At 65.4% G+C, this 25,935-nt stretch carries 22 protein-coding genes and 1 tRNA gene; 15 read left to right on the plus strand and 8 right to left on the minus strand.

Annotated elements, in window-relative coordinates:
* Positions 1-78: 78 nt before the first annotated feature.
* From ACQY9P_RS15515 to ACQY9P_RS15525, 3 genes are all read left to right on the plus strand, one after another.
* Positions 79-780 carry a sugar kinase gene (locus ACQY9P_RS15515; protein WP_421738386.1) on the plus strand — a complete coding sequence of 234 codons (702 nt, stop codon included), beginning with the start codon at positions 79-81 and terminating at the stop codon, positions 778-780.
* Positions 777-2,021 carry an O-antigen ligase family protein gene (locus ACQY9P_RS15520; RefSeq protein WP_428150421.1) on the plus strand — a complete coding sequence of 415 codons (1,245 nt, stop codon included), beginning with the start codon at positions 777-779 and terminating at the stop codon, positions 2,019-2,021. Before ACQY9P_RS15515 ends, ACQY9P_RS15520 begins: the two co-directional genes overlap by 4 nt.
* Before the next feature lie 81 nt (positions 2,022-2,102).
* Positions 2,103-3,224, plus strand: a complete 1,122-nt coding sequence (locus tag ACQY9P_RS15525) for a sterol desaturase family protein (protein ID WP_421738384.1) — start codon at positions 2,103-2,105, stop codon at positions 3,222-3,224.
* Here ACQY9P_RS15525 and ACQY9P_RS15530 read toward each other — a convergent pair.
* From ACQY9P_RS15530 to ACQY9P_RS15545, 4 genes are read right to left on the minus strand one after another with little or no spacing between them, the layout of a single operon-like run.
* Positions 3,221-3,994: a polysaccharide deacetylase family protein gene (locus tag ACQY9P_RS15530; RefSeq protein WP_421738383.1), complete on the minus strand. Its 774-nt coding sequence runs from the start codon at positions 3,992-3,994 to the stop codon at positions 3,221-3,223. The genes ACQY9P_RS15525 and ACQY9P_RS15530 overlap by 4 nt on opposite strands.
* Complete coding sequence (locus ACQY9P_RS15535; RefSeq protein WP_421738382.1) at positions 3,994-4,926, minus strand: glycosyltransferase family 2 protein; 933 nt, start codon at positions 4,924-4,926, stop codon at positions 3,994-3,996. Before ACQY9P_RS15535 ends, ACQY9P_RS15530 begins: the two co-directional genes overlap by 1 nt.
* On the minus strand, positions 4,923-6,365 hold the full coding sequence (locus ACQY9P_RS15540) for a lipopolysaccharide biosynthesis protein (protein ID WP_421738381.1): 1,443 nt from the start codon (positions 6,363-6,365) through the stop codon (positions 4,923-4,925). Before ACQY9P_RS15540 ends, ACQY9P_RS15535 begins: the two co-directional genes overlap by 4 nt.
* Before the next feature lie 8 nt (positions 6,366-6,373).
* Entirely contained in the window at positions 6,374-7,852 is a 1,479-nt protein-coding gene (locus tag ACQY9P_RS15545; protein ID WP_421740088.1) for an exopolysaccharide biosynthesis polyprenyl glycosylphosphotransferase, read from the minus strand.
* 215 nt (positions 7,853-8,067) lie between these two features.
* Here ACQY9P_RS15545 and ACQY9P_RS15550 point away from each other — a divergent pair.
* From ACQY9P_RS15550 to terL, 3 genes are all read left to right on the plus strand, one after another.
* Positions 8,068-8,158 (plus strand) — tRNA-Ser (locus ACQY9P_RS15550).
* A 484-nt stretch (positions 8,159-8,642) separates the two neighbouring features.
* Complete coding sequence (locus tag ACQY9P_RS15555; protein WP_421738380.1) at positions 8,643-9,089, plus strand: DUF5681 domain-containing protein; 447 nt, start codon at positions 8,643-8,645, stop codon at positions 9,087-9,089.
* The gene (gene terL / locus ACQY9P_RS15560) at positions 9,089-10,561 is read left to right on the plus strand and encodes a phage terminase large subunit (RefSeq protein WP_421738379.1); all 1,473 of its coding nucleotides are present in this window, start codon (positions 9,089-9,091) and stop codon (positions 10,559-10,561) included. The genes ACQY9P_RS15555 and terL overlap by 1 nt, the downstream gene beginning before the upstream one ends.
* On the opposite strand, the gene ACQY9P_RS15565 is transcribed toward terL, so the two are convergent.
* The 3 genes from ACQY9P_RS15565 to dndA all read right to left on the minus strand — a co-directional run bounded on the left by ACQY9P_RS15565 (position 10,558) and on the right by dndA (position 13,491).
* Entirely contained in the window at positions 10,558-11,391 is an 834-nt protein-coding gene (locus ACQY9P_RS15565) for a hypothetical protein (RefSeq protein WP_421738378.1), read from the minus strand. The two genes, terL and ACQY9P_RS15565, sit on opposite strands and share 4 nt — an antisense overlap.
* A gap of 86 nt (positions 11,392-11,477) precedes the next feature.
* A complete protein-coding gene (locus ACQY9P_RS15570; RefSeq protein ID WP_421738377.1) occupies positions 11,478-12,170 on the minus strand; it encodes an IS6 family transposase in 693 nt (230 codons plus the stop codon).
* Positions 12,171-12,342: 172 nt separating this feature from the next.
* Positions 12,343-13,491, minus strand: a complete 1,149-nt coding sequence (gene dndA / locus ACQY9P_RS15575) for a cysteine desulfurase DndA (RefSeq protein ID WP_421738376.1) — start codon at positions 13,489-13,491, stop codon at positions 12,343-12,345.
* Positions 13,492-13,604: 113 nt separating this feature from the next.
* Between dndA and dndB the strand changes: the two genes are divergently transcribed.
* Genes dndB through ACQY9P_RS15600 form a run of 5 tightly spaced genes read left to right on the plus strand, consistent with a single transcriptional unit; the run spans position 13,605 to position 19,197 of the window.
* Positions 13,605-14,696, plus strand: coding sequence for a DNA sulfur modification protein DndB (dndB, locus tag ACQY9P_RS15580; RefSeq protein WP_421738375.1), 1,092 nt, complete (start codon positions 13,605-13,607; stop codon positions 14,694-14,696).
* On the plus strand, positions 14,683-16,257 hold the full coding sequence (gene dndC, locus ACQY9P_RS15585) for a DNA phosphorothioation system sulfurtransferase DndC (protein ID WP_421738374.1): 1,575 nt from the start codon (positions 14,683-14,685) through the stop codon (positions 16,255-16,257). The genes dndB and dndC overlap by 14 nt, the downstream gene beginning before the upstream one ends.
* Entirely contained in the window at positions 16,254-18,248 is a 1,995-nt protein-coding gene (dndD, locus tag ACQY9P_RS15590) for a DNA sulfur modification protein DndD (protein ID WP_421738373.1), read from the plus strand. The genes dndC and dndD overlap by 4 nt, the downstream gene beginning before the upstream one ends.
* A complete protein-coding gene (dndE, locus tag ACQY9P_RS15595) occupies positions 18,248-18,634 on the plus strand; it encodes a DNA sulfur modification protein DndE (RefSeq protein WP_421738372.1) in 387 nt (128 codons plus the stop codon). Before dndD ends, dndE begins: the two co-directional genes overlap by 1 nt.
* 5 nt (positions 18,635-18,639) lie before the next feature.
* On the plus strand, positions 18,640-19,197 hold the full coding sequence (locus ACQY9P_RS15600; protein ID WP_421738371.1) for a hypothetical protein: 558 nt from the start codon (positions 18,640-18,642) through the stop codon (positions 19,195-19,197).
* Here the strand turns inward: ACQY9P_RS15600 and ACQY9P_RS15605 are convergent.
* Positions 19,194-21,119 carry a DNA phosphorothioation-associated putative methyltransferase gene (locus ACQY9P_RS15605; RefSeq protein ID WP_421738370.1) on the minus strand — a complete coding sequence of 642 codons (1,926 nt, stop codon included), beginning with the start codon at positions 21,117-21,119 and terminating at the stop codon, positions 19,194-19,196. The two genes, ACQY9P_RS15600 and ACQY9P_RS15605, sit on opposite strands and share 4 nt — an antisense overlap.
* A gap of 194 nt (positions 21,120-21,313) precedes the next feature.
* Here ACQY9P_RS15605 and ACQY9P_RS15610 point away from each other — a divergent pair, with 194 nt between their 5' ends.
* The 4 genes from ACQY9P_RS15610 (at position 21,314) to ACQY9P_RS15625 (ending at position 25,911) form a co-directional block, all read left to right on the plus strand.
* The gene (locus tag ACQY9P_RS15610) at positions 21,314-22,396 is read left to right on the plus strand and encodes a class I SAM-dependent methyltransferase (RefSeq protein ID WP_421738369.1); all 1,083 of its coding nucleotides are present in this window, start codon (positions 21,314-21,316) and stop codon (positions 22,394-22,396) included.
* 39 nt (positions 22,397-22,435) lie between these two features.
* Positions 22,436-23,479 carry a hypothetical protein gene (locus ACQY9P_RS15615; RefSeq protein ID WP_421738368.1) on the plus strand — a complete coding sequence of 348 codons (1,044 nt, stop codon included), beginning with the start codon at positions 22,436-22,438 and terminating at the stop codon, positions 23,477-23,479.
* Between the two features lie 164 nt (positions 23,480-23,643).
* Positions 23,644-24,525 carry an HNH endonuclease gene (locus tag ACQY9P_RS15620; RefSeq protein ID WP_421738367.1) on the plus strand — a complete coding sequence of 294 codons (882 nt, stop codon included), beginning with the start codon at positions 23,644-23,646 and terminating at the stop codon, positions 24,523-24,525.
* A gap of 27 nt (positions 24,526-24,552) precedes the next feature.
* Positions 24,553-25,911 (plus strand): hypothetical protein, encoded by a 1,359-nt coding sequence (locus tag ACQY9P_RS15625; RefSeq protein ID WP_421738366.1) that lies wholly within the window; start codon positions 24,553-24,555, stop codon positions 25,909-25,911.
* Positions 25,912-25,935: the final 24 nt, after the last annotated feature.

Raw genomic sequence — 25,935 nt, forward strand, 5'->3', positions numbered from 1 at the left:
GTGAGTGGTTTGGTCGCCTTTCGCCCGTCAGGGGAATGACGCTACCCTGTAACTCTTGAACGCGCGGCGATTCGACGGATGGTGGATTTGAACGCCGAGATGGCGGAGTTGTGGAGCTCACTGGGCGCGCCAGCGCCTGGGCGCCCGCATGTCATCCAGGTGGTCGCCGCCCGGCGAGGCGAGGGGGTCTCGACCGTCGCCCGCGAACTGGCCCGTTTCACGTCCAATCGCGCGGGTCGCAAAACGTGGCTGGTCGATATGGATCTGGCGACCTCCGCTCAGTACCAGGCCATGGCCGCCGATCCCGAGCGCTTCGGCCGGCTGGGTCCCGCCGTCGCGGCCTCGCCCGATGACTCCGCCTTCTTTACGGTGCAGCCACCCGCGCCAAAGCCTGACGGCGGAGTCTGGCCTGACGCCAGGTACCTGTCCGCCCACAGCGTCGGCGGCGCCAGACTGTGGGTCACACGCTTCAATCGCGACGCCCTGCGTGGTCGCCAGAAGGTCCACGTTATCCCCGGTGCTGAATACTGGTCGGCCCTGAGGCGTCACGCCGAGATCGTGATCGTTGATAGTCCGTCGACGGATCGCTCTCAATCCGCGCTCACCGTGGCCCACCATATGGACCAGTCAATCCTGGTGGTTTCGGCTCAGCAGCCCGACGTCCGTCCGCCCGCCCAACTGCGGGACGCCCTGGCCGCGGCCGGCGGCCGATGCGCGGGTCTCTTTTTTAATCAGGCCTCGGTGCAGGCGCCGGCCTTCCTCCGGGCCATCCTGCCGTGACCCCGCAAGGGAGGGCTGGGCCCCTCCTGCCGCAGATCATGATCTTCTGCGCGGCGGTGTTCATGCTGCTGCTCTACAGCGGCGGGTGGGAAATGCCGCTGTTTGGCGAAAAGGCCGATCCTTCGGCCAGCGGCATCATGCGCGTGGCCTATCTGCCGGCCTATGCCGCCGGCTTCCTGCTGATCGCGCTCAATCCGCGTAACCTGTTCCGCGTCGCCATTCGCCAACCCTTCCTGATCTTGGTGATGACCGTCGTGGCGGCGTCCTACTTCTGGTCTATCGCTCCGGATGTCACGGCGCGACGCGGCTTCGCGGTGATCTGCACGACCATCTGCGGACTGGCTCTCGCCTCGCGCTACAAGTGGGCGCAACTGGCCGAGGTGGTGGCCACGACCTTCGCCATTCTCATCGTCGCCAGTTTCATTGTCTGTCTGGCGGTGCCGCGTATCGGTGTGATGGTCGAGCTGTTCCCTGGCGCCTGGAGAGGCCTGTGGCAGGAAAAGAATGCTCTGGGCTCTCTGATGGCTCTGGGCTTCTGTCTGTTGGCGGCGGCGGCCCTGCTGAATCCCCCGCGGGCCAAACTGTGGTGGGGCTTCGCGTTCCTCGCCCTGGTGTTGGTGCTGATGTCGACATCCAAAACCTCGCTGGTCTCGCTGATGCTGGGGGGCGGCGCGATCGTCTTCGTCCTGATCGCGCAGTCCGGCCCCGCCGCAGCCTCGGCGGTCACCTGGGCCGGGGTGACGGGGGTCATGCTTCTGACCACGTTCCTGCTCCTGGCGGCCGATGTCTTCTTCGCGCTGCTGGGGAAGGACGCCACCCTGACCGGCCGAAGCAAGATCTGGTCGGCCGTCATGACCCAGATCGAGGACCGTCCCTGGTTGGGTTACGGCTACGCCGCTGTCTGGGACAACAAGGACGCCTACAGCGCCTTTGCCTGGATCACCAAGGACGCAGGGTTTCAGGCTCACCATGCCCACAACTCGTGGCTCGAGCAGTGGCTCGGCATGGGCTTTTTTGGTTTGATCGGCTGGGGTCTCTTCTACCTGCAGACCATGACGCTGGCTCTGATCTCGGTTTTTCGCGACCGTGGGGCCTTGCTCGCCTTCCCCTTCCTGGTGGTCTACAGCCTCGTCACGCTCACCGAGAGCATAGCTGTTGTTTACAATGACTTCCGTTGGGCGCTGTTCGTGGCCTTCGCCGCCAAGCTCGCCTTCTCCGATCGCCAGCAGGACCAGGCCTAGCCGCACCAACTTTTAACCGCCGCGCTCTATCAGTAAGCCAAGGCTGACGCTGGGTGGCGTCGCGGAAGCGGAGCAACATCGGTGAAACCCGCGACTCTGCAAGGCGATACGGATGCGCGGGTTGGGGCATTCGCCGCGCCGCAAAGCGCGGGCCGGTCGCGCGGTTTTCTGGTTCGCGTGGCGGTGATCCTGAGCTTCCTGATCTATCTGGCGGTCGTCGGCGCGGCTTGGTGGACGGCGCTGAAGGTGACGCCGACCCACTTGGCGTTCACCGTGCTGGGGAGGACGCTCGACACAGACTCCACCCACGAGCATCTCAACAACATCTTCCTGATCTTCATGCTGCTGCCCTCGGCGCTTTGGATCGAGGCCGCAGCCGTCGGCTGGCCAAACTGCTCGGCGCGACAGCTTCTGACGGCGCGGACCGCCTCGCTGAACACCGACCTTGCCTGCTTCGTTCTGGGCCAGGCCCACATCACTGACATCGCCGGCCGCTTCTTGATGCTTGGCGCTTCAATGATCTCTGGCGCCTGGATCCATGACTGGTTGAAGGCGACAACGGGCGTTGCCCTGGGGCCTGCGCCGCTTCCCTTGCCGCTGCAGGTGGTGGTCTATTTCTTCGTCTACACCTTCTTTGACTATTGGACCCATCGCTTCGACCACACGCGCTATTTCTGGCCGTTGCATCGCTACCACCACTCGGCGACGGACTTTGGTGTGATCACCGCCGGTCGCCAGCATCCCGCAGCGTTTACGGGCCTTTTCCTCGTGAACTTGCCGATCGCCATTCTGGGCGCTCCGGCCGACGTGATGATCTACGTCAACGTTCTGGTCGTCGGGATTGGCTTTCTGATCCATTCGAAGATCGACGCGAACTGGGGCTGGGTCGGCCGCTATCTGATCCAGTCGCCCAATCACCATCGTCTGCACCACAAGCTCGACATGAGCCATCCGACCGGCCACTTCGCCATTGCGCCGATCTGGGACCGGTTGTTTGGGACATGGTACGGCGACGCCGACGCTTCGATCGCGATCGGTGTCGATACACCCTACAATCACGGCCTGTTCGTGCCGCGTGACATGGCGCGCGACTACTACCATTTCTGGATCGGTCTCTTCGGAGGCCGCAACGACGGGCCCCGATCCGACGTCAAGATGCCGGATTTGAAGCTGTTCGGGAACAAGACGTCGACCGAGGTCTAAAGGCCGATACGGCGAGCGCCCTCGGCGACGGTGACCACGTCAAAGCCGGCGTTGATCGCGCCGTCCACCAGCCGTTCCAGCGTTCCGATCGAACAGCCCCATTGTGACGGCGTCTCTGAAACATCGTGGGTGTACAGGATCAGCCAAGCCTTGCGGGCATGGGCGCGATCCAGCCACTTCAGAGCGACCTCTTCGCCATCCTCTCCCTCGATGCCGACGGCGGGCGCCTGGTTGAGGTCCGCGCCATTGGCGATCAGGCCGTGGTGCAGCGCGCGAACGGTCTTGAAGCGACAGGCCAGCAGGGTCTTGGCGGCCGAACCGACATCACCGAAGGGGTAGGCGAAGTTGACCGGCTTACCCGCGCCCCAGGTGGCCAAGGCCTCGGCGTTCTGGTCGATATCGGCCAGGGTCGCCTCGCGAGATGCCTGGCCGCAGTCCAGGTGCGAGAAGGTATGGCAGCCGATCTCATGACCCGCCGCATGCAGGCGAGCGGCGTCAGCACCCGTGGCGAAACGACCCATAGGACCGTCGCGCCCCGTTAGTCCCGCGGCGACGTAGTAGGTGCCGCGCAGCCCGCGCGCTTCCAGGATTTTCGCGCCGGCCTCGCAGGCGGTGGCGGGGACGTCATCGAAGCTGAACGACACCATCGGCCGCTCAAGCCGCACGCGCGCAGGACGGCGGTGCGCGAGGCGGATCAATTGCCGGCGCACCTTTCCCTTCAGGGACCGGTCAGGCTCATAGGCGTCAACCTTTTCGTGGGACGCTTGCATCAGACAGCCTCGGCATAGAGGGCGGCGCGATACAGCCGCAGGGCGAAGGCGCGAAGGGGCGTGGGCGCGGCTTCGTTGAGCGCGAAGGTCTTCAGCATGGGCCGCCAGACCTCGCGCCAAGGCAGGCGCTTGAGTATCCGGGCGACCTTGTAGCTGGGATAGGCGCTGACGATCTCACGATGGCTGGAAACGACCCGTGCGAAATTGACGGCCGATTGCTCGTATTTGGCCGCGATGGCCGCGGCGGTGTCGAGCCCCAGATGGCTGGCGGAATTGTCGATATGCAGGATGGGATACAGCTGGCCCACCCGCATGGCCCACTCCACATCTTCCCAGCCCCAACCGGTAAAGCCCTCGTCGAAATCGACGGCGTCGAAGACATCACGACGGACCAGAAGATTTGAAGTGAAGACGTGTTTCTCGGGTTCACGAGCGCGCTCTGGCGCAGGCGTGCAGTCGCCTTTCAGCGCCATGGACCGATGAACGGCGTGCTCCGGCCGCAAGGGGGTCTGGTCCAGCGTGAAGCCGCCGAACGCGACCGGACTGTCCTCGCCCTCGGCCAGGGCCGCCCATCGCGACAGGAAGCTAGGCGGGTCCGGCAGCATGTCGCTGTCCAGAAACAGGAAGTGCCGGGCGCGGGCGTGGCTGGCCAGTCGATTGCGACCCCTGGCCCGCCCCTCATTGTGCGAGAGTTTGATGAAGCGGGCAGGAACGCGCAGGCGTTCGATCCGGCGTGTGATGCGTTCGGCCAGGGCCGCATCTCCGCCGCCATCGTCGAGGACAATGATCTCGGCGCGGGCCGTCGGATCATCCAGGGCCTTGAGCAATGCGGAGGGGTCATCCCGATAGGTCGGAATCAGAACCGACAGGCGCGGTTCCGCCGATGCCCAGGCTGCGTTGTTGATCACGGTCTCGACGACGGGGGAGGTCATGCCGGGCGCGCCTTTCGACGGGCGATACTGAGAATCTTGCCGCGAAGGCCGTCTACATCGAGTCCCAGCACCACGCCGCCATAGATCGCGGCGCCGACGCCGGCCTTGAGGATCAACTCAAGAAGTCCGCCAGGCGAGGGCAGGGCCAGAACGGCGGCGGCCATCAGCAGGCAGCCGCCTCCGGCCTTGGCCAGAGTGTTCCAAGGTATTGGCAGGGGCTGGGCCGATCGACCCAGCAGACACGCCGTCAACGCGCCGACGCCATAGCTGGCGGTGGTCGCCCACAAGGCGCCGTCCAGGCCAAAGCGCGGGATGAGAAGCAGGTTCAACGCCACATTGACGAGCGCCGGAGCGGCCATGCTCGCGATCAGCAGCGGCGTACGGCGGCCCAGGGTGAAGGCCTGCAAGAGATAGTAGGTTGTTACGCCCGATAGCCAGCCGCTGGCGGCGATCCACGGCGTCACGTGCGCGGCCCCGGCATGTAGCGCTTCGCCCACCATCAGTTGGGCCAGCGGCTTTGCGACCAGGGCAAGACCCGTTGCGGCGGGTAGGGTCAGCAACGCCATCAACGAGGCTTGCTCGTGGGCCGCATCCTTCAACGCCGTCGGCCCGCCGCGCTCCAGCGCCGCGACCAGGGCTGGTCCGCCGGCCATGCCCAGCCAGATGAACACCACATCCAGGATGCGACTGCCGAGCGAGTAGCCGGCGTGATAGACGCCCACCGTCGCTTCGCCCAGATAGGCCGCCAGCAGGAACCGGTCGGTGGTCGACAGAACCAGCGCCAGGATCAGCGACAGCGATACCGGCAGGCCGTAGGCGGCATAGTCATGGGCCATGGCGCGATCAAAGTGGCCGCCTTTCATGCGCGCCAGGTCGCCGGGCAGAACGAACAGCAGGCAGATCAGCGATATCGCGCCGGCGCCCAGGAGTGGCGCCGCGCCGCCTAGCCCGATCAGCGCCAGGATCAGGCCCAGGGCGAAAGCGCCGACAGTCTGGACGATATCCATCAGCGCGGCGCCGGAAACCTCGCCGGCCGCGCGTCGGCGCTCCTGCGACAGCTTGGCCAGGCTCTTGACCAGCACCGCCGCGAAAGCCGCGCCCAACGCCAGCTTCATCGGATTGGACAGGGGAATAAGACAGAGCACCGCCGCGGCAATGACCGGCGTTCCGAGCGCGGCGAAGCCCCAGAGCCGATAGATCGTGGCGAAGTGATCGGGCAGTCGACCGTCCTCGACGCGCTTTGCATGGAAGCGGGCCATTGCGGCTTCTGTCCAAGTCAGCAGGACGGTCTGCGTCAAGCTCAGCACGGAAAAGGCCAGGGCGTAGGCGCCATAGGCTTCTGGCGATAGCACGCGCGTGAACAGGACGATGGTCAGCAGGCCGATCACGCCCTGGGCGATGTTGACCGGCAGGTAACCCAGAACGCCGCGCCAGAACATTTCCGGGCTCAACGCACCGTCGACCGATCCCCAAGCAGGCAGGGGATGGTCATGACGATGATGTAGAGGTCCAGCCAGAACGACTGACGTTCGATATAGTCGACATCGAGGGCGACGCGTTCTCTCACCAGCTCTGGAGTATCGACAGGTCCTCGCGAGCCCTTGATGGCCGCCCAGCCCGTGACGCCTGGCTTCATGCGGTGGCGATGGGCGTACTGGGCCACAAGCTTGGCGGATTCCACGTCACCGGTTTTCATCCCGATCGCGTGGGGACGGGGCCCGACGATCGACATCTCGCCGCGCAGCACATTGAACAACTGCGGCAGCTCGTCGAGACTGGTCTTCCGGATAAACTTGCCGACGCGCGTCACTCGGTCGTCATCCGCGCTGACTTGGAGCCTCAAAGCGGTGTCGGTCATGTCATGCCGCATCGAGCGAAATTTCCAGACGAGGATCTCCTCGTTGTTGAAGCCATGCCGGCGCTGACGGAAGAAAATCGGGCCGGGGCTGTCCAGGCGCACCGTAACGGCGACAATAGCCATCACGGGCGCGGCGACGACCAAGCCTGCCAACGTGACCACCAGGTCCTGCAGGCGCTTCACGAAGGCCTTGCGAGCGTCGATCTTGGCTCCGCTCAGTTCGGCGATGGCCGCATCCGCGATCCGGGAGACCGCCGCGTCGCGGTCGGCATCACGTCCGACGTCGATGAACAGGCTGAGCGGGTTTGGCAAGACTTCAAGCTTGCTGACGAGCGCCTGGACACGCGTCTCCGCGGTCGAGGTCACGGCGATCACCACGCGATCCACATAGGGCATGATCCTGTGATCGATCAAAGCCGAGGTGTCGCCCAGGACCGGTACGCCCAGGACCTCGTTCGGCGCGCGCTCCAGCCGATCGTCGAAAATGCCGAGAATGTTGATCTCGCCGGTCCGCATCGCCGCTTCCACAAGATGCTGGGCGTTCGCCGTGGCTCCGACGACGACGACATTGGGTGTGAGGCGTCCTTGGCTGCGGCCGCGAGCAATGATTGTCCACCATGCGGCGTGAAGGCCAAGGAGAACAGACGGCGCCGCCAGCAGGACCCAGAGCGTCTCGCCTTCCAACCGCCAGGAAGAATCCATGACGAGGGGCAGCGTTGTGCCGATAAGCGCCGAGGCGCCGATCGCCGCGGTAACCCGCAGGAGGTGTCTAGCGAGGGTTTCGCGATGGGTGAACGCATAGGCGTTCAGGCAATACAGCGCGAGCAACAGCACGGCGGCAGACAGGGCAAACGGGACAACGGCGCTCAGCTGGCTAGTCGTTCGAGGCGTCAGGCTTGCCGCGATCACGCAGAGCGTCGCCATGACGAGCGCATCGAACAGTCTGAAGGCTTGCGCCAGAGCGCGGGTTTCAAGGCGAGCTCTCGCGGGGATCAGTTGGCCTGGCCGGAACGGTCCTCGCTGCGGGTGCGCGCGTGGCGCGCCCGAGGAGCGGCTCTGAGCGAGCATGGCTCCCGACGCGTCGATCGCCGCCGTCGAGTCCTGTGCGGCAGTCAAATCGGCCTTAGAGTCGCGGGAACGCGTGGGTGACATGGAGCTCTGAACCAGCAAACCAGGGTTCTATCTAGCGTCGCCGTATGAGCTTCACGTTAACGCACCGAATTACGCTAACGCGTCATTGTCATGTCGCCACGAACAGGCTATCCAGCCGCTCCCTCTCAGGAGGAGACGTGGCCGAGAGGCTGAAGGCACCGCTTTGCTAAAGCGGCATACCTCAAAAGGGTATCGAGGGTTCGAATCCCTCCGTCTCCGCCACCCAGTCCAAGCAACAGGTCTCTGTTGCGTCCGGTGCCGTGTAGGCGTCGGACTTTGCGGCACTATTCCCTGAAAATCCGGACTATCGCGCTCGCAGAACAGACGAGAACGCGACCGCTTTCGCGCCAATATCGCGCCCAGTCTCTACACGCCTGGACCGCCGTCCTCTTTGGCCGGCTCGGCGCCCCAATTGCCTGTTCAACGGCGATAAACAGCGAATTTCGCCGAGAAACAGGGAAGGCGAGGGCAGCGCCAGAGCAGATTTCGTCGTCGCGACAACGCTTTGCCTGCTCCAGCGCCATTATTCCCTACACGTCGGAACAGGGAAATTAGTTGCCTGGATCAGGGAGGCACGAGCCACGATCAGCGATCATGAGTGTAATTGGCCAAGCTGCGCCTTGAACCTCAAGCACTCACCCCTATTTCCAGCCTCGCAGCAAGGACTGAGGAGAGCCGATAGAAGCTAAACTTTGGAGATTTTTCTATGTCCAGTAATACGAATTCTTCGTCAACCAAACTTCCACCGGCCAGGGTGCGTACGCGCTCTGCTCCGCAGAACGAGCCCGACTATGATGTCGGCTACGGCAAGCCTCCCAAGTCCCACCGCTTTCAAGCCGGCCGGTCCGGCAATCCAAAGGGGCGCCCCAAGGGCGCCATCACCTTGACGACCGCAGTGTTGAAGGCGCTCGATGCCCCGGTATCGGCGACGATAAATGGGCGTCGCGTGACGATGGCGCGCCGCGACGCGATTGCCACCCGGATCATAGAGAAGGCGATGGCGGGCGACTATCGCGCCGTCGCCACCGTGGCCAAAATCGATGGCGAGAGGCCTGTCGCCGATGAAGTTCAATCGTCTGGACCGGGCCTAACGCGCGAGGAGCATTTGCTGCTTCAACGCCATCTCCAGAAGCTTTCTGGAGGGGATCGATGATGAGCCGCGAGAGCCTAAACGCGCTGCTGAAAGCGAGCTTCCCCTTCTTCCTGAAGCGGGTTTTTCTGCATCTGAACCCGGCCGAAGACCTCAAAGACAACTGGCACTTGGATGCGATGTGCCATTGCCTGAGCGAGGTTCACCGGGGAAGCGTCCGCCGTCAGTTGATCACCATTCCACCTCGCCACCTCAAATCCATCACCGTCTCGGTAGCGTTTCCGGCGTGGGTGTTGGGGCGCGATCCGACGCAGCGGTTTCTGGTCGCCAGCTACGGCAGCGAACTGGCCGCAAAGCTGTCGCGAGATTTCAGATCGGTCGTCGAGGCGCCATGGTATCGCTCGGCTTTTCCCGCCTTCGGGCTGCCAGTCCGCAACGCCGATGGCGAACTGATCACACGCGCCGGCGGTGGTCGTAAGGCTGTTTCCGTGGGAGGGGCCACGACGGGCTTTGGCGCCGACTACATCATCGTCGATGACCTGATGAAGGCGGCGGACGCCAGCGCTCCCACCATGCGTGAGAACGCGATCGACTACTATCAGGGTAGCTTGATCTCTCGCCTGAACGACCAAGAGAATGGCCGGATTATCGTCATCGCCCAGCGCCTACACGAGGCGGACGTGCCTGGCCACTGCATTGAAACCGGCCTGTTTGGGCACTTGAATCTGCCCGCCATCGCCCAGGCGCAGGCCCAAATTCCGCTCGGTCAGGGGAAAATCAAAAGCGTTGAACCCGGTGAGCTTCTGTTTCCACAACACCAGTCTCGTGCTGTGCTCGATCAACTGCGCATCGAGCTTGGTCCGACCGCTTTTTCGGCTCAGTATCTGCAGGATCCAACGCCAGCCGAGAGCAACCTTGTCCGCTGGGAGGATATTCACCGTTACGACACGGCGCCGGCCCGCAACGATTTTCAGCAAGTTGTCCAGAGCTGGGATACGGCCATGGGTCCAGAGCTGACGGCGGACTATTCGGTCTGCACCACCTGGGGCTTCGATGGCGTCGCCTGGCTCCTGTTGGACGTGGAGCGCTTCCGCGCCACGTTCCCGGATCTCGTTGAGCGGGTGCGCGCCAGTCGCGGGCGATGGCGGCCCGAACTGATCCTCATCGAAGACGCCGGCTCGGGGCGGCCCTTGCTTCAGGAGCTCAGATACGAGGCCGTCGTTCGACCAAAGTCGCGCGAGCCGCTCACCTGGAGGGTCTATGGCTACCAACCTCGGGAAGACAAGACGACCCGGTTTGCGGCCCAGGCCGCCAAGCTGGCGGCAGGGCGCGCCATGTTTCCGAAGGATGCTCCCTGGTTGGAGCCGCTCCGAAAGGAGATGACCGGATTTCCCAACGCGCGGCATGACGACCAAGTCGACAGCATCTCGCAGTTCCTTGATTGGAGCGGCTGGGGACGCACCGCGCTTGGGCTTGTGCGCGACGACAGCAGACCGTCTGGGACCGAGCGCCGGAGCTTTCCACGCCTGGCCTAGAGGGCTCTGGCTCTGGGCAGGCGATAGGTGGCCTCCTGTTCGGCCCAGGCCAGCGGGAGATAGCCGACCATCAAGTTCTGCAGGGTCAGGTCTGGCAGGGCCACGCCCTCAAGGACGGCGCGCTTGAGGGCGGGTGAAAGGAAGGCCAAGCGCGTCAAGCGACGGGCGTAGCTGCGGTCGACGCCTTCGGCCGTGTGCAGCCGCTCCAAGCTGTCGGACCCCTGCGTGAAGAGGACGTGCTTCCAGGCCTCGGCCCTGACTAGGGCCTGGACCAAGGTCGGGTCCTGCTTGACGCGCTGGACGGCGGGGAGCCCCTCTGGGCCCAGCGCCAGTTTGACGCCACCGCGCGGCTGCAGCAGCGCGGCGATGGTCAGCCGCAAACCGTCGACGTCGCATTCCGCCCGATCCTCGGCCGGCAGCAGGCGGCCGAACCTTGGCAGAAGTGCGGGAGCGGGATCCCAGGCCAGATCGACGCGGACCGTATCGCGCGACACCTCGATGCGCCGGATCCGGTCTGCCAAATCCCCCTCGCGATCGTGAAGCTCTTCAAGGCGGCTCAGGCGGTCCGCGACCAGTTCCTCCAGCGCCGGCGCCGGGAACCTGGCGAGCGACCCGACTTGGTGCTTGCGACCCGTCAAAAGGGCCGCGGAAACATAGTAGCGATAGCCGTGGCCGCGTCGCTTGCTGATCACCGGCGACATGGGATTGCCGCGATCATCGAACACCCGGCCGGTAAGCTGCATCTCGGCGGTAGTCTTCAGCCGGGCGATCTTGGGCGGGGTGTTGTGCCGCAACAGCCGTTGCGCCCGATCGAAGAGCTCACGCTCCACGATAGGCTCGTGCAGACCCGGATAGCTCTGGGTCGGCGCTGTCAGGTTAACCGCCGCAAGTCGAGAAAGGCCAATACTTGGCCGATTTAGGCCGTGGCCTTCGCCCATGCGCCGTGCGCCTCGGCGCGGAAGCGCCGAAGGGTAGGGCGGCTGATCAGGTGTCGTTGGGTGTAGAAGGTGTTGTACACGGCGGCGTGGGTAGTGAGGAAACGCTGGGCGGACGACTGGCTTTTGAAGCCCTGCATTCGCCGCTCTCGCTGGCGGATGGGCAGATGAGAATTCTCCGCTCTGTTGTTTTCCCTGAGGCGACCCGCCCGATGAAGGTGCTCCAAACCCAGTTCCGCCAAGGCGGCCGGATAGGATCTAAGCCCATCGGTGGTGATCCGTTCGGGCTCGACGGGCTGACGGCATAGCAGCCTCATGAGCAGTTTCTTGGCCGCCTGGGTGTCTCGACGACGCTGGACCAGCAAGTCGAGCACCTCGCCTTCATCGTCGACGGCGCGCCATAGGTACATGCGCTTTCCGCCCACCCTGCACACCATCTCGTCCAGGTGCCAGCGTGGAGAAGGGGAGGGGCGAAGCCGCTTCAGTCGCCTGGCGATCGCCGGTCCGAACTTGTTGGCCCAGCAGCGGATGGTTTCGTAGCTGACCTCTATCCCGCGCTCGGCGAGCAACTCCTCGACGTCGCGAAGGCTCAAGCTGAAACGAAAGTAGAGCCAGACCGCTTGCTTGATGACGTCCGCCGGGAAGCGGTGGCGCTTAAACGAGAGCGGTTTCAAGTCTGGTCTCCGCAAATGGCCCGAATGCCGGGCGAAACGGAGACTTGTTAGCGTTAGACTGACAGCACCGCCGAAGGCTATGCTGTTCGTCGGTCGTCAGCGGCGATACTTTTCGCTACCGAGCGCAAGTAAGGGCCGCCACGACGATTGCCGGCTGCCGCGTCACTGCCATCTATGCGAAGGTCCGTGAAAGACTAAGGCCGCCGATGGTGTCGACCATGGCCCCCCAGTCGGGTTCTCCAGACAGATGGCTCCACGACAGCCTGACCGCGCCGCGAACGACGGGCTTGGGCAGGTCCATGGCCACCAGAACATGGCTTGGCTTGTAGCTGGCCGAGGTGCAGGCCGACCCGTTGGAGAGGGCGGCGCTCTCGCGCAGGGCCAGCATGAGACCCTCTGAATCAACGCCGGCGAAAGCCAGGGCTAGCACATGGGGTAGGGTATGGGTCTGATCGCCGATGAGGGTTGGGTCTAGCGACGCGAAGGCCGCGAGCGCGCGGCTGCGGATCGCCCGATTGGTCGCTAGGCGGCTGACCTGCTGTTCAAGGGCCGCCTGGGCGGCCGCTCCGAAGCCGGCGATCAGCGGCACGGGCAAGGTCCCGGGCCGCAGGCTGCGTTCCTGGCCGCCGCCGAACATCAAGGGCGCTAGAGGAGGGCGGTCGTAGCCCCGGCGACGGGCGATCAGGGCACCGACGCCCTTGGGGCCGTAGAGTTTGTGTGCGCTGACCGAAATCATGTCCACGCGTTTGAGGCGCAACTCGGCCAGGGCCTTGCCGAACCCTTGGGCGGCGTCGACGTGAAGATAGGCCGGATGGCCGGCCAGCCGGTCGGCGATTTCGGCGATCGGCTGCAGGACGCCGGTCTCATTGTTGGCCTGCATGACTGAGACGGCCAGGGTGTCGGGACGTAGGGCGGCGGCCAGGTCGTCGACCGACACCCGTCCGCTGGCGTTGACCGGCAGTACGGTGACCTCAAGGCCCCGTGCGGCCAGGGCCTCAAGCGGTTCGAGCACCGCCTTGTGCTCGATCGCGGTAGTAATGATGTGGCCACGCGCCTGGGCGCGGGCGAAGGGCTCGAGGCCAAGCAGAGCTAGGTTGTTGGCCTCGGTGGCGCCGGAGGTGAAGATGACCTCGGCGGGATCGGCCTCGACCACGGCGGCGACCTGGTCGCGGGCCCGCTCGACGGCCTTTTTGGCTTCGCTGCCGAAGGCGTGGGTGCGGCTGCCGGCGTTGCCGTACTCGACGTCGAAATAGTGCAGCATCGCCGCTCTGGCGCTGGGCTCCAGGGGCGTTGTGGCGTTATTGTCGAGGTAGACAGGCATGGACGAATCCGACCGGAGGTGGCAAAAGTACGTTATCTGTTTGCGATCTTATTTGACAAACAGTTTGTGGTTTTGCAGGAACCGCCGCGTTAAAATCGTGACGGATGAATTCGATGGCCGACACCTTCCATTATGTGTTCCCGGCCATTCGCGGCATCCAGGCCGGCCGGGAATATTATGTTTCGATGTGCCCCCTGCGGCTCATCCCCCGGATCTTCCTTTTCGATGAGGAGGAGCTGACCGCCGAGCTTCGCGCCCAGCGAACGCTGAACAAGGCGCGGGTGCCGGAAATGGCCCGCTACATGACTGATCATCCAGATAGCTACGTGTTCTCGGCGCTCACCGCCTCGGTCGACGCCGACTTGGTCTTCGAGCCTGCGGGGGGCGAGGAGCAGAAGCTGGGCACGCTGCGGATCCCGATGGAGGGCACCTTCATCATCAACGATGGCCAGCATCGGCGCGCCGCCATCGAGATGGCGCTGCGTCAGCGGCCGGAGATGGGTCACGAGACGATCGCCGTGGTGTTCTTCAGCGATATCGGCCTGGCCCGCTCGCAGCAGATGTTCGCCGACCTGAACCGCTATGCCATCCGCCCCTCCACCTCGATCTCGATTCTCTACGATCATCGCGACGACGCGGCTGAACTGACCCGCAGGCTGGTGGCCGAGGCGCTGCCCTTCCGAGATCTGGTCGAGACAGAGCGCAGCAATCTGTCCCTGCGTTCGCGTCGGTTGTTCACCTTCAGCGCCATCTATCACGCTACCAACGCCCTGCTGAGCGAGTGCGAGCCCGAGGACATGGACGCGGCGCTGACGGTCGCGCGCACCTTCTGGGAAACCGTGGCCAGCCAACTTCCCGAATGGGAGCAGGTGCGGCGAGGGCGTATCGCCTCCAGCGAGGTCCGCCAGGACCTGATCCACTCGCACGGCGTGGTGCTGCACGCCTTCGGTAAGGTCGGCGCCACCCTCCTGCGCGAAGACCCCGAAGGTTGGCGAAAACGCCTGGCTGTCCTGGCTGAGATCGACTGGTCGCGCAGCAACCCAGTCTGGGCCGGCCGCGCCGTTGTCCGCGGCAAGCTCTCGAAGGCCACCCAGAACGTCACCCTGACCGCGAACTACATCAAGCAGCAGCTAGGCCTGGCGCTTTCGGCCGAGGACCGCCGGGTCGAGGACAGTTTGCATCGGAATCTCAATGACGCCGCCTGATCGCCCCGCGCGCCGCACCGCCTTCGACCGCGGCCTGGCCGCCACCCTCGACGACATGGTCGCCACCATCCAGGCGCTCTACCTGTCCGACGAGATTCCCTGGGTGGTCGGCTATAGCGGCGGCAAGGACTCCACCGCCGTGTTGCAGTTGGTCTGGACGGCCCTGGCGCAATTGCCCTCGGGTAAGGCGCGCAAGGCCGTCTACGTGATCTCCACCGACACTCTTGTGGAGAACCCCGTGGTCGCCGCCTGGGTCGACCAGTCCCACAAGGTGATGGGCGAAGCCGCGAGCGCCGCCGGCCTGCCGATCTATCCGCACAAGCTGGTGCCCGACGTTCAGAACACCTTCTGGGTCAATCTGATCGGCCGAGGCTACCCGGCTCCGCGCCCGAAGTTTCGCTGGTGCACCGAGCGGATGAAGATCCGCCCCGCTGACGCCTTCATCTCCAACGTCGTCAAGCAGAACGGCGAGGCGATCGTGGTCCTGGGCGTGCGCAAGGCCGAGAGCTCGGGTCGTGCGGCGCGAATGAACGCCAATGGCGAGGGGAGCCGGCGGCAACACCTCAGCGCCCACGGTTCGCTGCCCAACGCCTTCATCTACAGTCCGATCGGCGACTGGTCGAACGACGACGTCTGGATGTATCTGCTGCAGGTCGAAAACCCCTGGGGGCACGACAACCACGACCTGCTCAACCTCTACCAGGGCGCGTCGGCCGACGCCGAATGCCCGATCGTGCTGGACACTTCCACCCCCAGCTGCGGCGACAGTCGCTTCGGGTGCTGGGTCTGCACCCTGGTGGAGAAAGACAAGTCGATGTCGGCGATGATCCGCAACGACGAGGACAAGGAGTGGATGGCCCCGCTTTTGGCCTTGCGCGACGCGTTGGATCAGCCCGACCACGACAAGCGCGACTTCCGGCGCATGAGCGGTGGTGTTCAGCTGATCCGCGAGAAGGCGGCGCACATCCCCGGGCCCTATCTGCAGGCGGTGCGTGAGGACTGGCTGCGCCAGTTGCTGGCCGCGCAAGAAGTGGTGCGCAACCACCCCAAGGCCCCGGCCAGCGTGCGCGGAATCGAGCTGATCACCCAGGATGAACTGGCCGAGATCCGCCGGTTGTGGGTGGTGGACAAGTTCGAGTTGGAAGACAGCCTCCCGACCATCCACCAGGAGGTCACCGGCCGGCCGTTCCACGGCCCCGCGCTCAATGACGCCCAGCCGTTCGGCAAGGCCGAGATGGGCCTGCTCAAGAAGGTCGCCGGCGACGACCAGGTCCATTTCGAACTGGTTCGCGAACTGCTCGAGGTCGAGCGCAGCTACCGGACGACCACGCGCCGCGCCAAGCTGTTTGACCGCCTGGAGGACGCCTTCCGTCGAGGGTTCTACGAGGACGTCGAGGACGCCACCCAACGCGCCCTGCGGCGGCGCACCCTGGGCAAGCTGCTGGACGACATCAAGGACGCGGGGGTGGACTTCAACGACGCGGCCAAGGCCACGAACAAGGCGCTCGGCGTGCAGGGAGCGGCCGAAGATGGCTCGGGCCAAGAAGGGAAAGCCTCGTGATCCTCGATGAGCTGACCCTGCACGATTTCGGGGTCTATCGCGGCGAGCAGGTCTTCCGTCTGACGCCGCAAGGCCCGGATAAGCCGATCATCTTGATCGGCGCGCGCAATGGCGGGGGCAAGACCACTTTCCTGGAAGGCCTGCAGCTGGCCTTTTTCGGTCGCCTCAGTCAGGGTTTCCGCGGCGGGGTGGCTTATGAAGAATATCTGCGCCGGACGATCAATCGCGCGGCCTCGCCCAAGGACGGCGCGGCCATCGAGGTCAAGTTTCGTCGCGTGCTGGATGGACGCGAGCAGGCCTTTCGCATTCGCCGCACCTGGTCGGTTCAGAACGCCGGGGTGCGCGAGAGCTTCGAGGTCTTCGTCGACAATGTTCATGATCGTGTGCTGACCGGTCAATGGGCTGAATATGTCGAGGAGATGCTGCCGCCGCGCATCGCGCCGCTATTCTTCTTCGACGGGGAGAAGATCGAGCAGTTCGCCGATCTGGGTCGGTCGGGCGAGATCGTCGGCACGGCGGTCAGCGCGCTGCTGGGTCTGGATATCGTCGAGCGCCTGCAGACCGATCTGGACGTGTTCGAACGTCGCAAGGCCGCCTCGAACGCCAGCATCAGTGAACAACAGGCTCTGAAGGCCGCCGCCGCCGCCGCCGACGCCGCCGACGCCAGGCTTGGCATCGAACTGACCGCCCTGAGCGGCGCGAAGCGCGATCGCGACCGGCGCATCCTACTGCTTGATCGCGCGCGCACGTCGTTGAAGAACCAGGGTGGTGATCTGTTCCAGGCCCGCCAAGAGATCTTGGCGCAGGAGGTCGAGTTGGCTGGCGCCTTGGGCGCGGTCAATCGCAGCCTGCGCGGTTGGGCCGGCGAGTTGGCGCCGTTGCTGCTGGTCGAGGACTTGTTGGGCGAGGTGGCCCAACAGGCCGAGCGTGAAAGTCAGGCCGATACCGCCAAGGCGGTTCTGGACCACCTGACCAAGCGCGATCGCCAGGTTATTCAAAAGCTGAAGTCGTCCGGCGCCAACGGGGTCATGTTGCATGAGATCGGCGCCTATCTGGACGATGACCGCAAGAAGGTCGCCGCAGAGGCCACGACCCCTCGCTATCTGGACATGCCGCGTCCGGCGCGCGCCCAGCTGGAGACGGTGATCGACCAGGGCTTGCCCGCAGCGCGCGATGTCTATCAGGCCCTGATCACCGACCTCGATGGCCTGACCGCGCGCAAGGACGATGTCGAGCGTCGCGCCGCGGCCATCCCGGCGCCCGAGACGATCGCTCCGTTGGTGGCCGCCGTCGAGGCCGAGACCGACGCCCTGCAGCAGGCCGAGGCCCAGTTCGAGCTAGCGCAACGGACCGCCGAGGCCGCCGACCGCGCCCTGGTGGCCGCCCGCGCGGCCTATAAGGACACCATGGAGCGCCAGGTGAACTCGACCCTGCAGGCCGAAGACGCCCAGCGCATGCTCGAGCATTCGGCTCGGGTGCGCGAGACCCTGGCGCGCTTCAAGGCCGAGGTCATCGGTCACCATGTCCATCGCATCGAGGCCTTGGTGCTGGAGGCTCTGACCCGGCTGCTCCGCAAGGAGGACCTGGTCACCGCGGTCACCATCGATCCCGTGACCTTCGCCATCGGCCTGAGCGGCGGCGGCTGGGACGCCCTGCCTTTCGAGCAGCTTTCGGCCGGAGAACGCCAGCTCTTCGCCATCGCCCTGCTGTGGGCTCTGGCCCAGGCCTCCGGCCAGACCGCGCCCACCGTCATCGACACCCCGTTGGGACGGTTGGATTCTGGTCACCGGCAGAGGCTCGTCGACGGTTATTTCCCCCACGCCGGACACCAGGTCATCCTGCTGTCGACCGACGAGGAGATCGACGCGCGCCACTATGCGCGGCTGGAACCCTTCATCAGCCACAGCATGACGGTGGAGTTCGACCCGGCTCTGCGGTCGAGCCGGGTGAGCGAAGGCTATGATTTCGTGCGTGTCGAGGAGGTCGCCTGATGGCCGTCGAAACCATCCGCATCGACGAGGTCGGGCGCGAGCAGCTTTCCCGGCTCAAGCGCCACACCGGCATCGAGACGATGAACGTGCTGTGTCGCTGGGCCCTGTGCGCGTCGTTGGCCGAACGCACCAAGCCCTCGCCGACGCTCAAGGGGGACACTGCCCTGGAGATCGCCTGGCGTGTCTTCGGCGGGCCTCAGCACGAACTTTATCTGGCCCTGCTCAAGGCGCGATGCCGCCGTGACGGCTACAGCATCGACGAACACACCCTGCACGAACAGCTGCGCCTGCACCTGCACCGGGGCTTGGGCTATTTGGCGTCGGACAAGTCGCTCCGTTCGATTGGCGCCCTGGCCCGCCATGTGGCGCTCGACGAGGCGGCTTAGGAGCGATGGCGCCGGTGGAGGACCTCGACGCCTGGGCGAGCGAGAGCTTCCGTTATCGCGACTTGATCGAATGCGGAGAGACCTGGGCGCGGCTGCGCCCCGACAACTGCCCGCGCCAGGCCGCGACCTATGCGGCGATCGCCTCCTTGGCGCGCGACGTGTTGGATCCCATCGCCAGGGCCCTGGGCGCGCCCGTGCTGACCTATGGCTTCGCCGGCCCGACCCTGACCCGAAACATCGGCGGCCGGATCGCGCCCAGCCTCGACCAGCACGCCGGTCACGAACTGACTGCCCGTGGGGTTCCGATTTGCCCGCGCCTGGGTCAGGCCGTTGACCTGCACGTTCCGGGTCATGACGCTCGGACCCTGGCGGCCCTGATCATCGACCAGACGCCCTTCGATCGGCTCTATCTTTATGGACCCGATCGACCCGTCCATGTCAGCCGCGGACCGCAGGAGAGCCGGTCGGTCGTTCTGATGCGGCCGCTCAGCGGTCGCCTCGTGCCCCTGCGCCTCTCGGGCGAGGCGTTACGCGTCTGGCTGCGGGAACCCGACCGTCACTAGCCGTGGTGCGGAAAGCCGGCCTGGGCCAGGTTCACGCCCAAGGCCTGGCCATTGGCATAGAGCGGCGCTTCTCCTGGCCACGCGGCGAGTAACCGTTGGTCGAAGTCGCGCTGCGCGGCCCAGTCGGCGAGGTCGACCGACATCACCCGCGAGCGCGCCAAAAGCCTCTGGTCCTGGCCGCGATGATTAAATTCTTGGATCCGCTGGCGGGCCAGATCGACCTTGATGCGCGCCGACAGCACCGGCAGCAGGGCTTCGTAGCGCTCGAAGGTCATGGCCGAGACCTTGTCGCCCAGGCGATGCAGCTTGATAAGATGGGCATCCTCCAGACCGCCGTGGTAGCGGCGTGCGCAGCCGGCCAGGCAGCGCAGAGCGGCCGGCGCATGGTCCAACAGTCGGGCGTCGAGGAACAGAGCGCCTTCCTCGTCACGCCATCCCAGCCCTTGCGCATGGGCGGCTGCGAGCGCCGCTCGCATGAGGTCGGGCCGACCCAGAGAGAACAGCAGATCGCGGCCCGCCTCGCTGGCCGGTCCGAAACCGCCGAACAGCGCCTTGACGTCCGCCTGCAGACTGGCGGGCAGATCGCGATAGGCCTGACGGCGGTTGAAGATGTTGAGCGCGAAATAGACCCGCAGATCATCTCGGCGCTGCGTTCGAGCCAGGTCGAGCTCGACCGGGTCGAGGGCCTCGAACGCCCAGCGGCAAGCTTGGCGAAAGGAAACGTTCGCTGCGTCCAGGGCCTCGATCAGGACCGGCTCGACTTCCTCGACCAGTGGCTCGCGAGCCCGGGCCAGAGCTTCGGCCGCCAGCACGTGCAGCTGAGGTTCGATCTTCGCCCGCCGCGCCTCCGCCGCGCGCCACGGCGCCAGGCGAGGACGGCCGGCTGACTGGCGCGTCTGGCGCTGAAGCAGAAAAGCCTGCTCCAGCAGCGGGTCCTTGAACACCAGGTACACGCCGGCGGCGACCCGAAAGGCTTCGCGCTGCAGGCGCGCTTCCAGAAGCGTCTGCAGCTCGGTGTCCGCGTAGAACTTCTGGAACGTGCCACGCCGTGTCACCAGCCCGTCGGCCAGGGGGCGACCGCGATCCCATTGGGCGTTGCTGGCGGTGATAACGGCGATGGCCAAGCAGCCGCGCGCCAGGGCAAAGGCCGAGTCCAGGACCTCAAGCCGTTCCCCCGGTCGCTCGATGACGTTGAGGACGAAGCCGAGATTGACCACGTCGGCGGGACTGCGCGGCGTGTCTGGCGCGTAGTAGGGATCCCAGCCGGAGGCGGCCACGCCCGCCTGGCGCAGGCCTTCGACATCGGAGCCGCGCCCGCAGCCATAGTCGAGAACGCTCGTCCCCGGCCCGATGACGCCGTGGCGTAGCAACGCTTGGATCGGCGCGGAAAACCCGTCGCGGGCGATCGCCGCCAGATGGCGTCGCACGACCGGGACGGCGTCGGATGCATCGTTGACCAGCTGGTGGTCGATGACCCTCACCCCAGCGGCGGCCAGTCGCGCGTCCCAGGCTCGGCGTGTGCCGATGAACCGGGAATCGCGCAGCAGGCCCAGGTCCTCGAGCGCGCGCGTCAGACCGCCGTATCGGGCGCGGCGCGGGTCATCGCGACGCAGGAGCAGCTCCTTGCGATGCAGGACCGGTGGGTTGGTTCGCTTCCGATAGGTTCGGCGGGTCGCCGCGCCAGCCTCCAGATCGATCGTCAGGCTCTCGAGAAGGGCGGGGAAGGGATGCTCGAAGTCTTCATAGGTGAGCAGCGACACGCGTCGCTCACCGCGCTGTAGCTTGGCCACCGACCAGGCCTGGGTCTGCGCGATGTCCTCGGCCAGGGCGAGCACGTCGCGCAGCGGCGCCTCGAGCTCATCGCGCGCGGTGCGGTGAATGTAGAGCGTCTGGCCGACGCGCTTGCCCTGGAGGTGGGCCATGGGGACTCCCGCGTCGTCGATCGCCTCGAACCGCTAGGCGGCAGTCTAAGGCCAGGACCCGGGACCGACGACCCTGGTGCCAGGAAACTCGGCCGATCGGGCTTGAACAATCCGTCGGCTCACGCTCTGCTGACCGCGCCACTCCGCGCGCCGCTAGACGAGGCGGTTCATCCGTCCGCATCGTGAGACTTCCCATGGCCCGCCGCCCCGCGCCGCCCCCTGCCGTCCCCGCGTCGCCGCCCGCCTCGCCGACCGAGCAGGACCTGGCCGTCTACGACCAGAACTCCCAGACCCTCAGGTCGCTCAATCAGCTTTTCTGGCAGATTCCGGTGATTTCGATGTCGCTGACCGGCGGTCTGTGGTTCGGCGTCGCCAAGGCCGAGACCTCGCCTTGGTTTCAGCTGGGACTGTTGGGCCTGGCGTTCGCGGGCAATGGCGTCCTGGTCTTCATCCTGCATCGTCTGCGCTACATCATGGACGAGTACCTTTCTTGGCTTGAACGGTTCGATGCGTCCGGTTTTGTCGCAGCGCCGGGCAAGAGTTGGCGTGACAAGCCCTATCTCGTTCGGACCCTGCTCCAGATCATGTTCAGCCTCGCCGCCGCCTTCAGCTTCGCGATGATGATCCCCAGCGCCCTGGACGCGGCCAAGCCGCTCACCGCCAAGGCGCGCGCCCTGGCGTTCTATGATCGCGGCGCCGAAGACCTAGTCGACCGCTACGAGGCGTTGGATTTCGGTCAGGCCCACCCCTATCTCGCCGCCAAGCTGACCGGCGTTGCGCCCTTAAGCATCCTGGACGTCGGCGCCGGCAGCGGACGCGACGCGGCCGCCATGGCCGGTCTTGGCCACCGCGTTTGGGCGGCCGAACCGTCCGATCGCATGCGCGGCCTGGGACGCGCCTTGCACGGCGCCGACAAGATCCAGTGGCTGGACACGTCCATGCCCAAGCTGCAGGCGCCGGCGCTCGCGGGGCGCCGCTTCGACCTCATCGTGCTCAGCGCGGTGTGGATGCATGTGCCGCCCCGTCAGCGGCGCGAGGCTCTGGAGCGCCTGAGCGACCTGCTGGCGCCGAGCGGAGAGATCTATTTGACCCTGCGCCTCGGCCCCGGCGACGCCGAGCGGGCTATGTATCCGGTGAGCAGCATGGAGCTGGGTCGCCTCGCGCCGCTGGCCGGCCTGGGGTATCGCGCCCTGTGCGACAAGCCGGATCTGCTGGGCCGCAAGGATATCTCCTGGCGCACCGTGGTGTTGATCAAGCCGGCTCCGCTTGCGCACTGAGGTCGCCGCGACCGCCGTCGGCGCGTCGGTCCGCCGACAATGACGACGGCGGGACGCCTGCCGCGGGCCCATCTGCGCGGCCTGCCCAAGCCTGTTCGACTGGCCCACGAATATTGCTTCTTCCTCCATGACGAGACCCTGCGCATGCTGGTCGAGTACGAGGGGGCCAGGGCGCATTTTGTGCGCCACGACTTCGCCGACGCCGAGCAGGCCCAGGCCTATGCGCGGCTCGCCGAGACGCTGCATCCGATCGAGGCTATGCGTCGCCTCGGCTTGGAGGCCCAGGCGCGACGGGTGGTCCTCAACCAGGTTGTGATGGCCATGACCTCCGACGTGTTGCACCACCTCTATGAGGGCCTGCGCTGCCTGGAGAAGCGCAAGTCCATCGTCGCGCTCAATCTGTTGCGCAAGCCGTTGATCGACAATCTGCTCTATCTGTCCTGGATGTGCGGCGACGAGGACGCCTTTTACGAGGCGTTCACGAACGGCGGGCCCCAGGCGCTGCAGCCCAAGGTCCTGGGCAATCACCGGCAGGACATTCTGGCCAAGGCCATGGCCGCCACCGAGATCGCCGGCCTGATCGATCCCGCCTACGTCCACGAGACGATCTTCGACGCCAAGAACCCCTATGGTCTCTACCGTCTGTTCCAGCACGCCGTGCATCTGGTCACCTTCGACCGGCTGGAGCTGCGCACCGAGCCGGAGAACTTCAACCTGATCTTCAAGTCGCCCAGCGACGACGATCTCTACCACGCCGTCTACGAGCAGCTGCCGACCCTGATCCTCTTCCTGGCGCATGTCCTGTCGACCTTGTTCGATCGCATGCGGCCAATGGACAAGGGGGCGCGGACGGCCTTCATGGTCCGCTCGGCGCAGGGCTACTGGCTGACCCAGGGCGGCCAGGCGGCCGAGCAGAGTCGAAGCGATCTGACCAAGATGCTCACGGCCAATTTCCGATGCGGCGACTGTGACACGCCGCTTAAGATGACCGACCACAACATGGCCCGCATCATCCTGGCCGAAACCTGCCGCTGCACGACCTGCGGGATGGTGAGCGGCTTTCCGTTCAGCTGGATTTTCTAGCGGCGAAGCTGCGCCTATGACGCTCCCTCCATGGGGCGCTAGAGTATTTGAGACGGGGGGCGGCGCTTATGGAAACTGCAAGTCCAGGGGCGAGCGTTCCGCCAAGCAAGGCGCCCAGCGCCGGCTTTCTGAGGCTGCAGGCCTTCCTCACCGGTCAAATGTCGATGAGTCACGTCTATCAGCCGCTGATGATCCGCACGATGCTGGCCGGCGGCGGAGCGGCGACCCGACGTCAGATCGCGACCGCCTTTCTAGGCGCGGATCTCAGCCAGCTGGAATATTATGAGGAGATCACCAAGGGCTATCCGCAGCAGACGCTCAAACGCCATCAGCTGATCGAGCATGAGCGCGGCGTCTACAGGCTTGCCTCGGAGGCCGCGCCGTCAAACGAATGGGAAAGGGCGGCCTTGATCGCCGTCTGCGACGCCAAGGTCGCGGACTATATCGCGCGTCGTCAAGACGCGATCTGGCGTCACAGGGCCCAGAACTTCGAGCCGATCCCGGGCACCATCCGCTACCAAGTTCTGGTCCGCGCGCGCGGTCGATGCGAGGCGTGCGGCGTTAGCAATGAAGTCCGCGCGCTGCAGGTCGACCACATCATCCCGCGCACGGCCGGCGGCTCCAACGACCTGTGGAATTTTCAAGCCCTGTGCAGCCTGTGCAACGTCCAAAAGCTCAACAAGGACGCCACCGACTTCCACGCGGCGCATCAGGCCTTCGATCATCGTCAGTCGGGCTGCATGCTCTGTGCGCCCACCGAAGGGGAGGTGTTTGAGGAAAACGAGCTGATGTTCGCCGTCCATGATCCCGACCCAGGCGCCGATCGGATCCTGATCGCTCCCAAGCGCCACGTGATCGATCGGTTCGACCTGTGGCAGCCCGAGATCAACGCCTCGTGGCAGTTGGAGAGCGCGCTAGCCACGAAACTGCGAGCGTCGGACGACTCCATCATTGGGTTCCGGATCGGGTCCGGGACCGACAGAGTCGCCGGCGTCGGTGTCCACTACCGCACGCACCTAACGCCCGTGAGGGCTGACGGCTTGTAGACGACGCGCCTAGGGGAGGGGACATCAATGGATCTCGACGTCTATCGCGATCGCGTGCGCGAGCGGGACCTCGACAATTTTCTCGTCGAGGAACTCCAGGCTTCGGATCCCTTTCGATCCTGGTTCCTGGGGCGATTGGCGGGGAAGATCGCCTGGCCGCCGCAGGCCGAGGTGCGCCTACGCAAATCTCCGCCTCGCGGCGACGGGCGTCAGACCGACGTGGAACTGGGATGGTTCGACGCCGCCGCGACGCTGGTCGCCAGTGTTCTCATCGAAAGCAAGGTCACCGCCGACTTCCAGCCGGGACAGGCCGAGGCCTATGGCGCGGAAGCGCACCGATTGCGCCAGGAACTCGGCGACTCCCGGGCTTGCTGCGTTTTGATCGCGCCGGCCGCGCGCCTGGCGGCCCTCCAGGGCGTCGGTCATTTCGACGCCTGCATCTCCCTCGAGGCGATCATCGAGACCTTGCGGGAACGTCGGATCGGCGGTGTCGGTCCCGAGGTCGATCAGCGCCTGTCGGTTCGGATCAATCTGCTGGAGGCTCTGATCGGCAAGCGGTTGGTGTCGAGCTGGACGCCGGCGACGGTGGCGCAGAAGCGGGATTTCGCTGAGGCCTACGCCGAACTCGCACGTCTGGTGGCGCCGGCCCTGTCGGTGCGGCCGTCCAGCGACGGTCCCAAGGCGTTGACCCGCTTCTTCGACGGCCTGGACAAACCCGCTGACTTTCCCTGTGCGGTGGCACTCAAGCACGAGTTCGGCAACGGCGTTGGCCGCAAGTACGCGAACCTTCAGTTCTCCGGCGCCGGCGAGAGCCTGGAACGGTTGCGAGACGCGTCGGTCGTGTTCGCGGACTGCCCCGGCGATCTGGTGACGGGCGGGAAGGCCTTGTTCGTTCGGATCGACACACCGGCCTTGGATCCCATCGGCGCGACCTTCGAAGCCCAGCGCGACAAGGTCGTGGAGGGCCTGCGCGCGGTCGAAAGTCTTGGGCGCTGGTTCGACGCCCGCAAGGGCGATCTTGCGCCCTTGCTCGCCGCCGTCGCTACGCAAGCTGTGGCGGAGCCCGTGGACAGCGCGCGGTTTGAGCGCGACTTCGAGGTCGCGATGCGCCAGCTTGCCGAGCGCTCGATACGGGAATTTGGCTATCCGCCGCATCTGTTCATCGACATGCTGAACAGGCTCGGCGGACCGGCCACCGCCCACGCCCTGTTGGCGGGCAAGCCCTCGAAGGGGTTCTTCGCCCTGTGGGAGCGGGGCGGCCTTGAGGTGACCGTCGAGGCTTTGGTGGTTCAGGAACCCTGGCGGTCCAGCACGATGTTCTCGCCCGAGGAGATCGCCATAGCCGAACGCCGCCTACACGAGGTGGGGTACGTCGGGCGGGTCTAGAAATGCATCCGCGCGAACGACAGG

This window comes from Caulobacter sp. (assembly GCF_965279145.1).
In the GTDB taxonomy this organism is placed as follows: domain Bacteria; phylum Pseudomonadota; class Alphaproteobacteria; order Caulobacterales; family Caulobacteraceae; genus Caulobacter.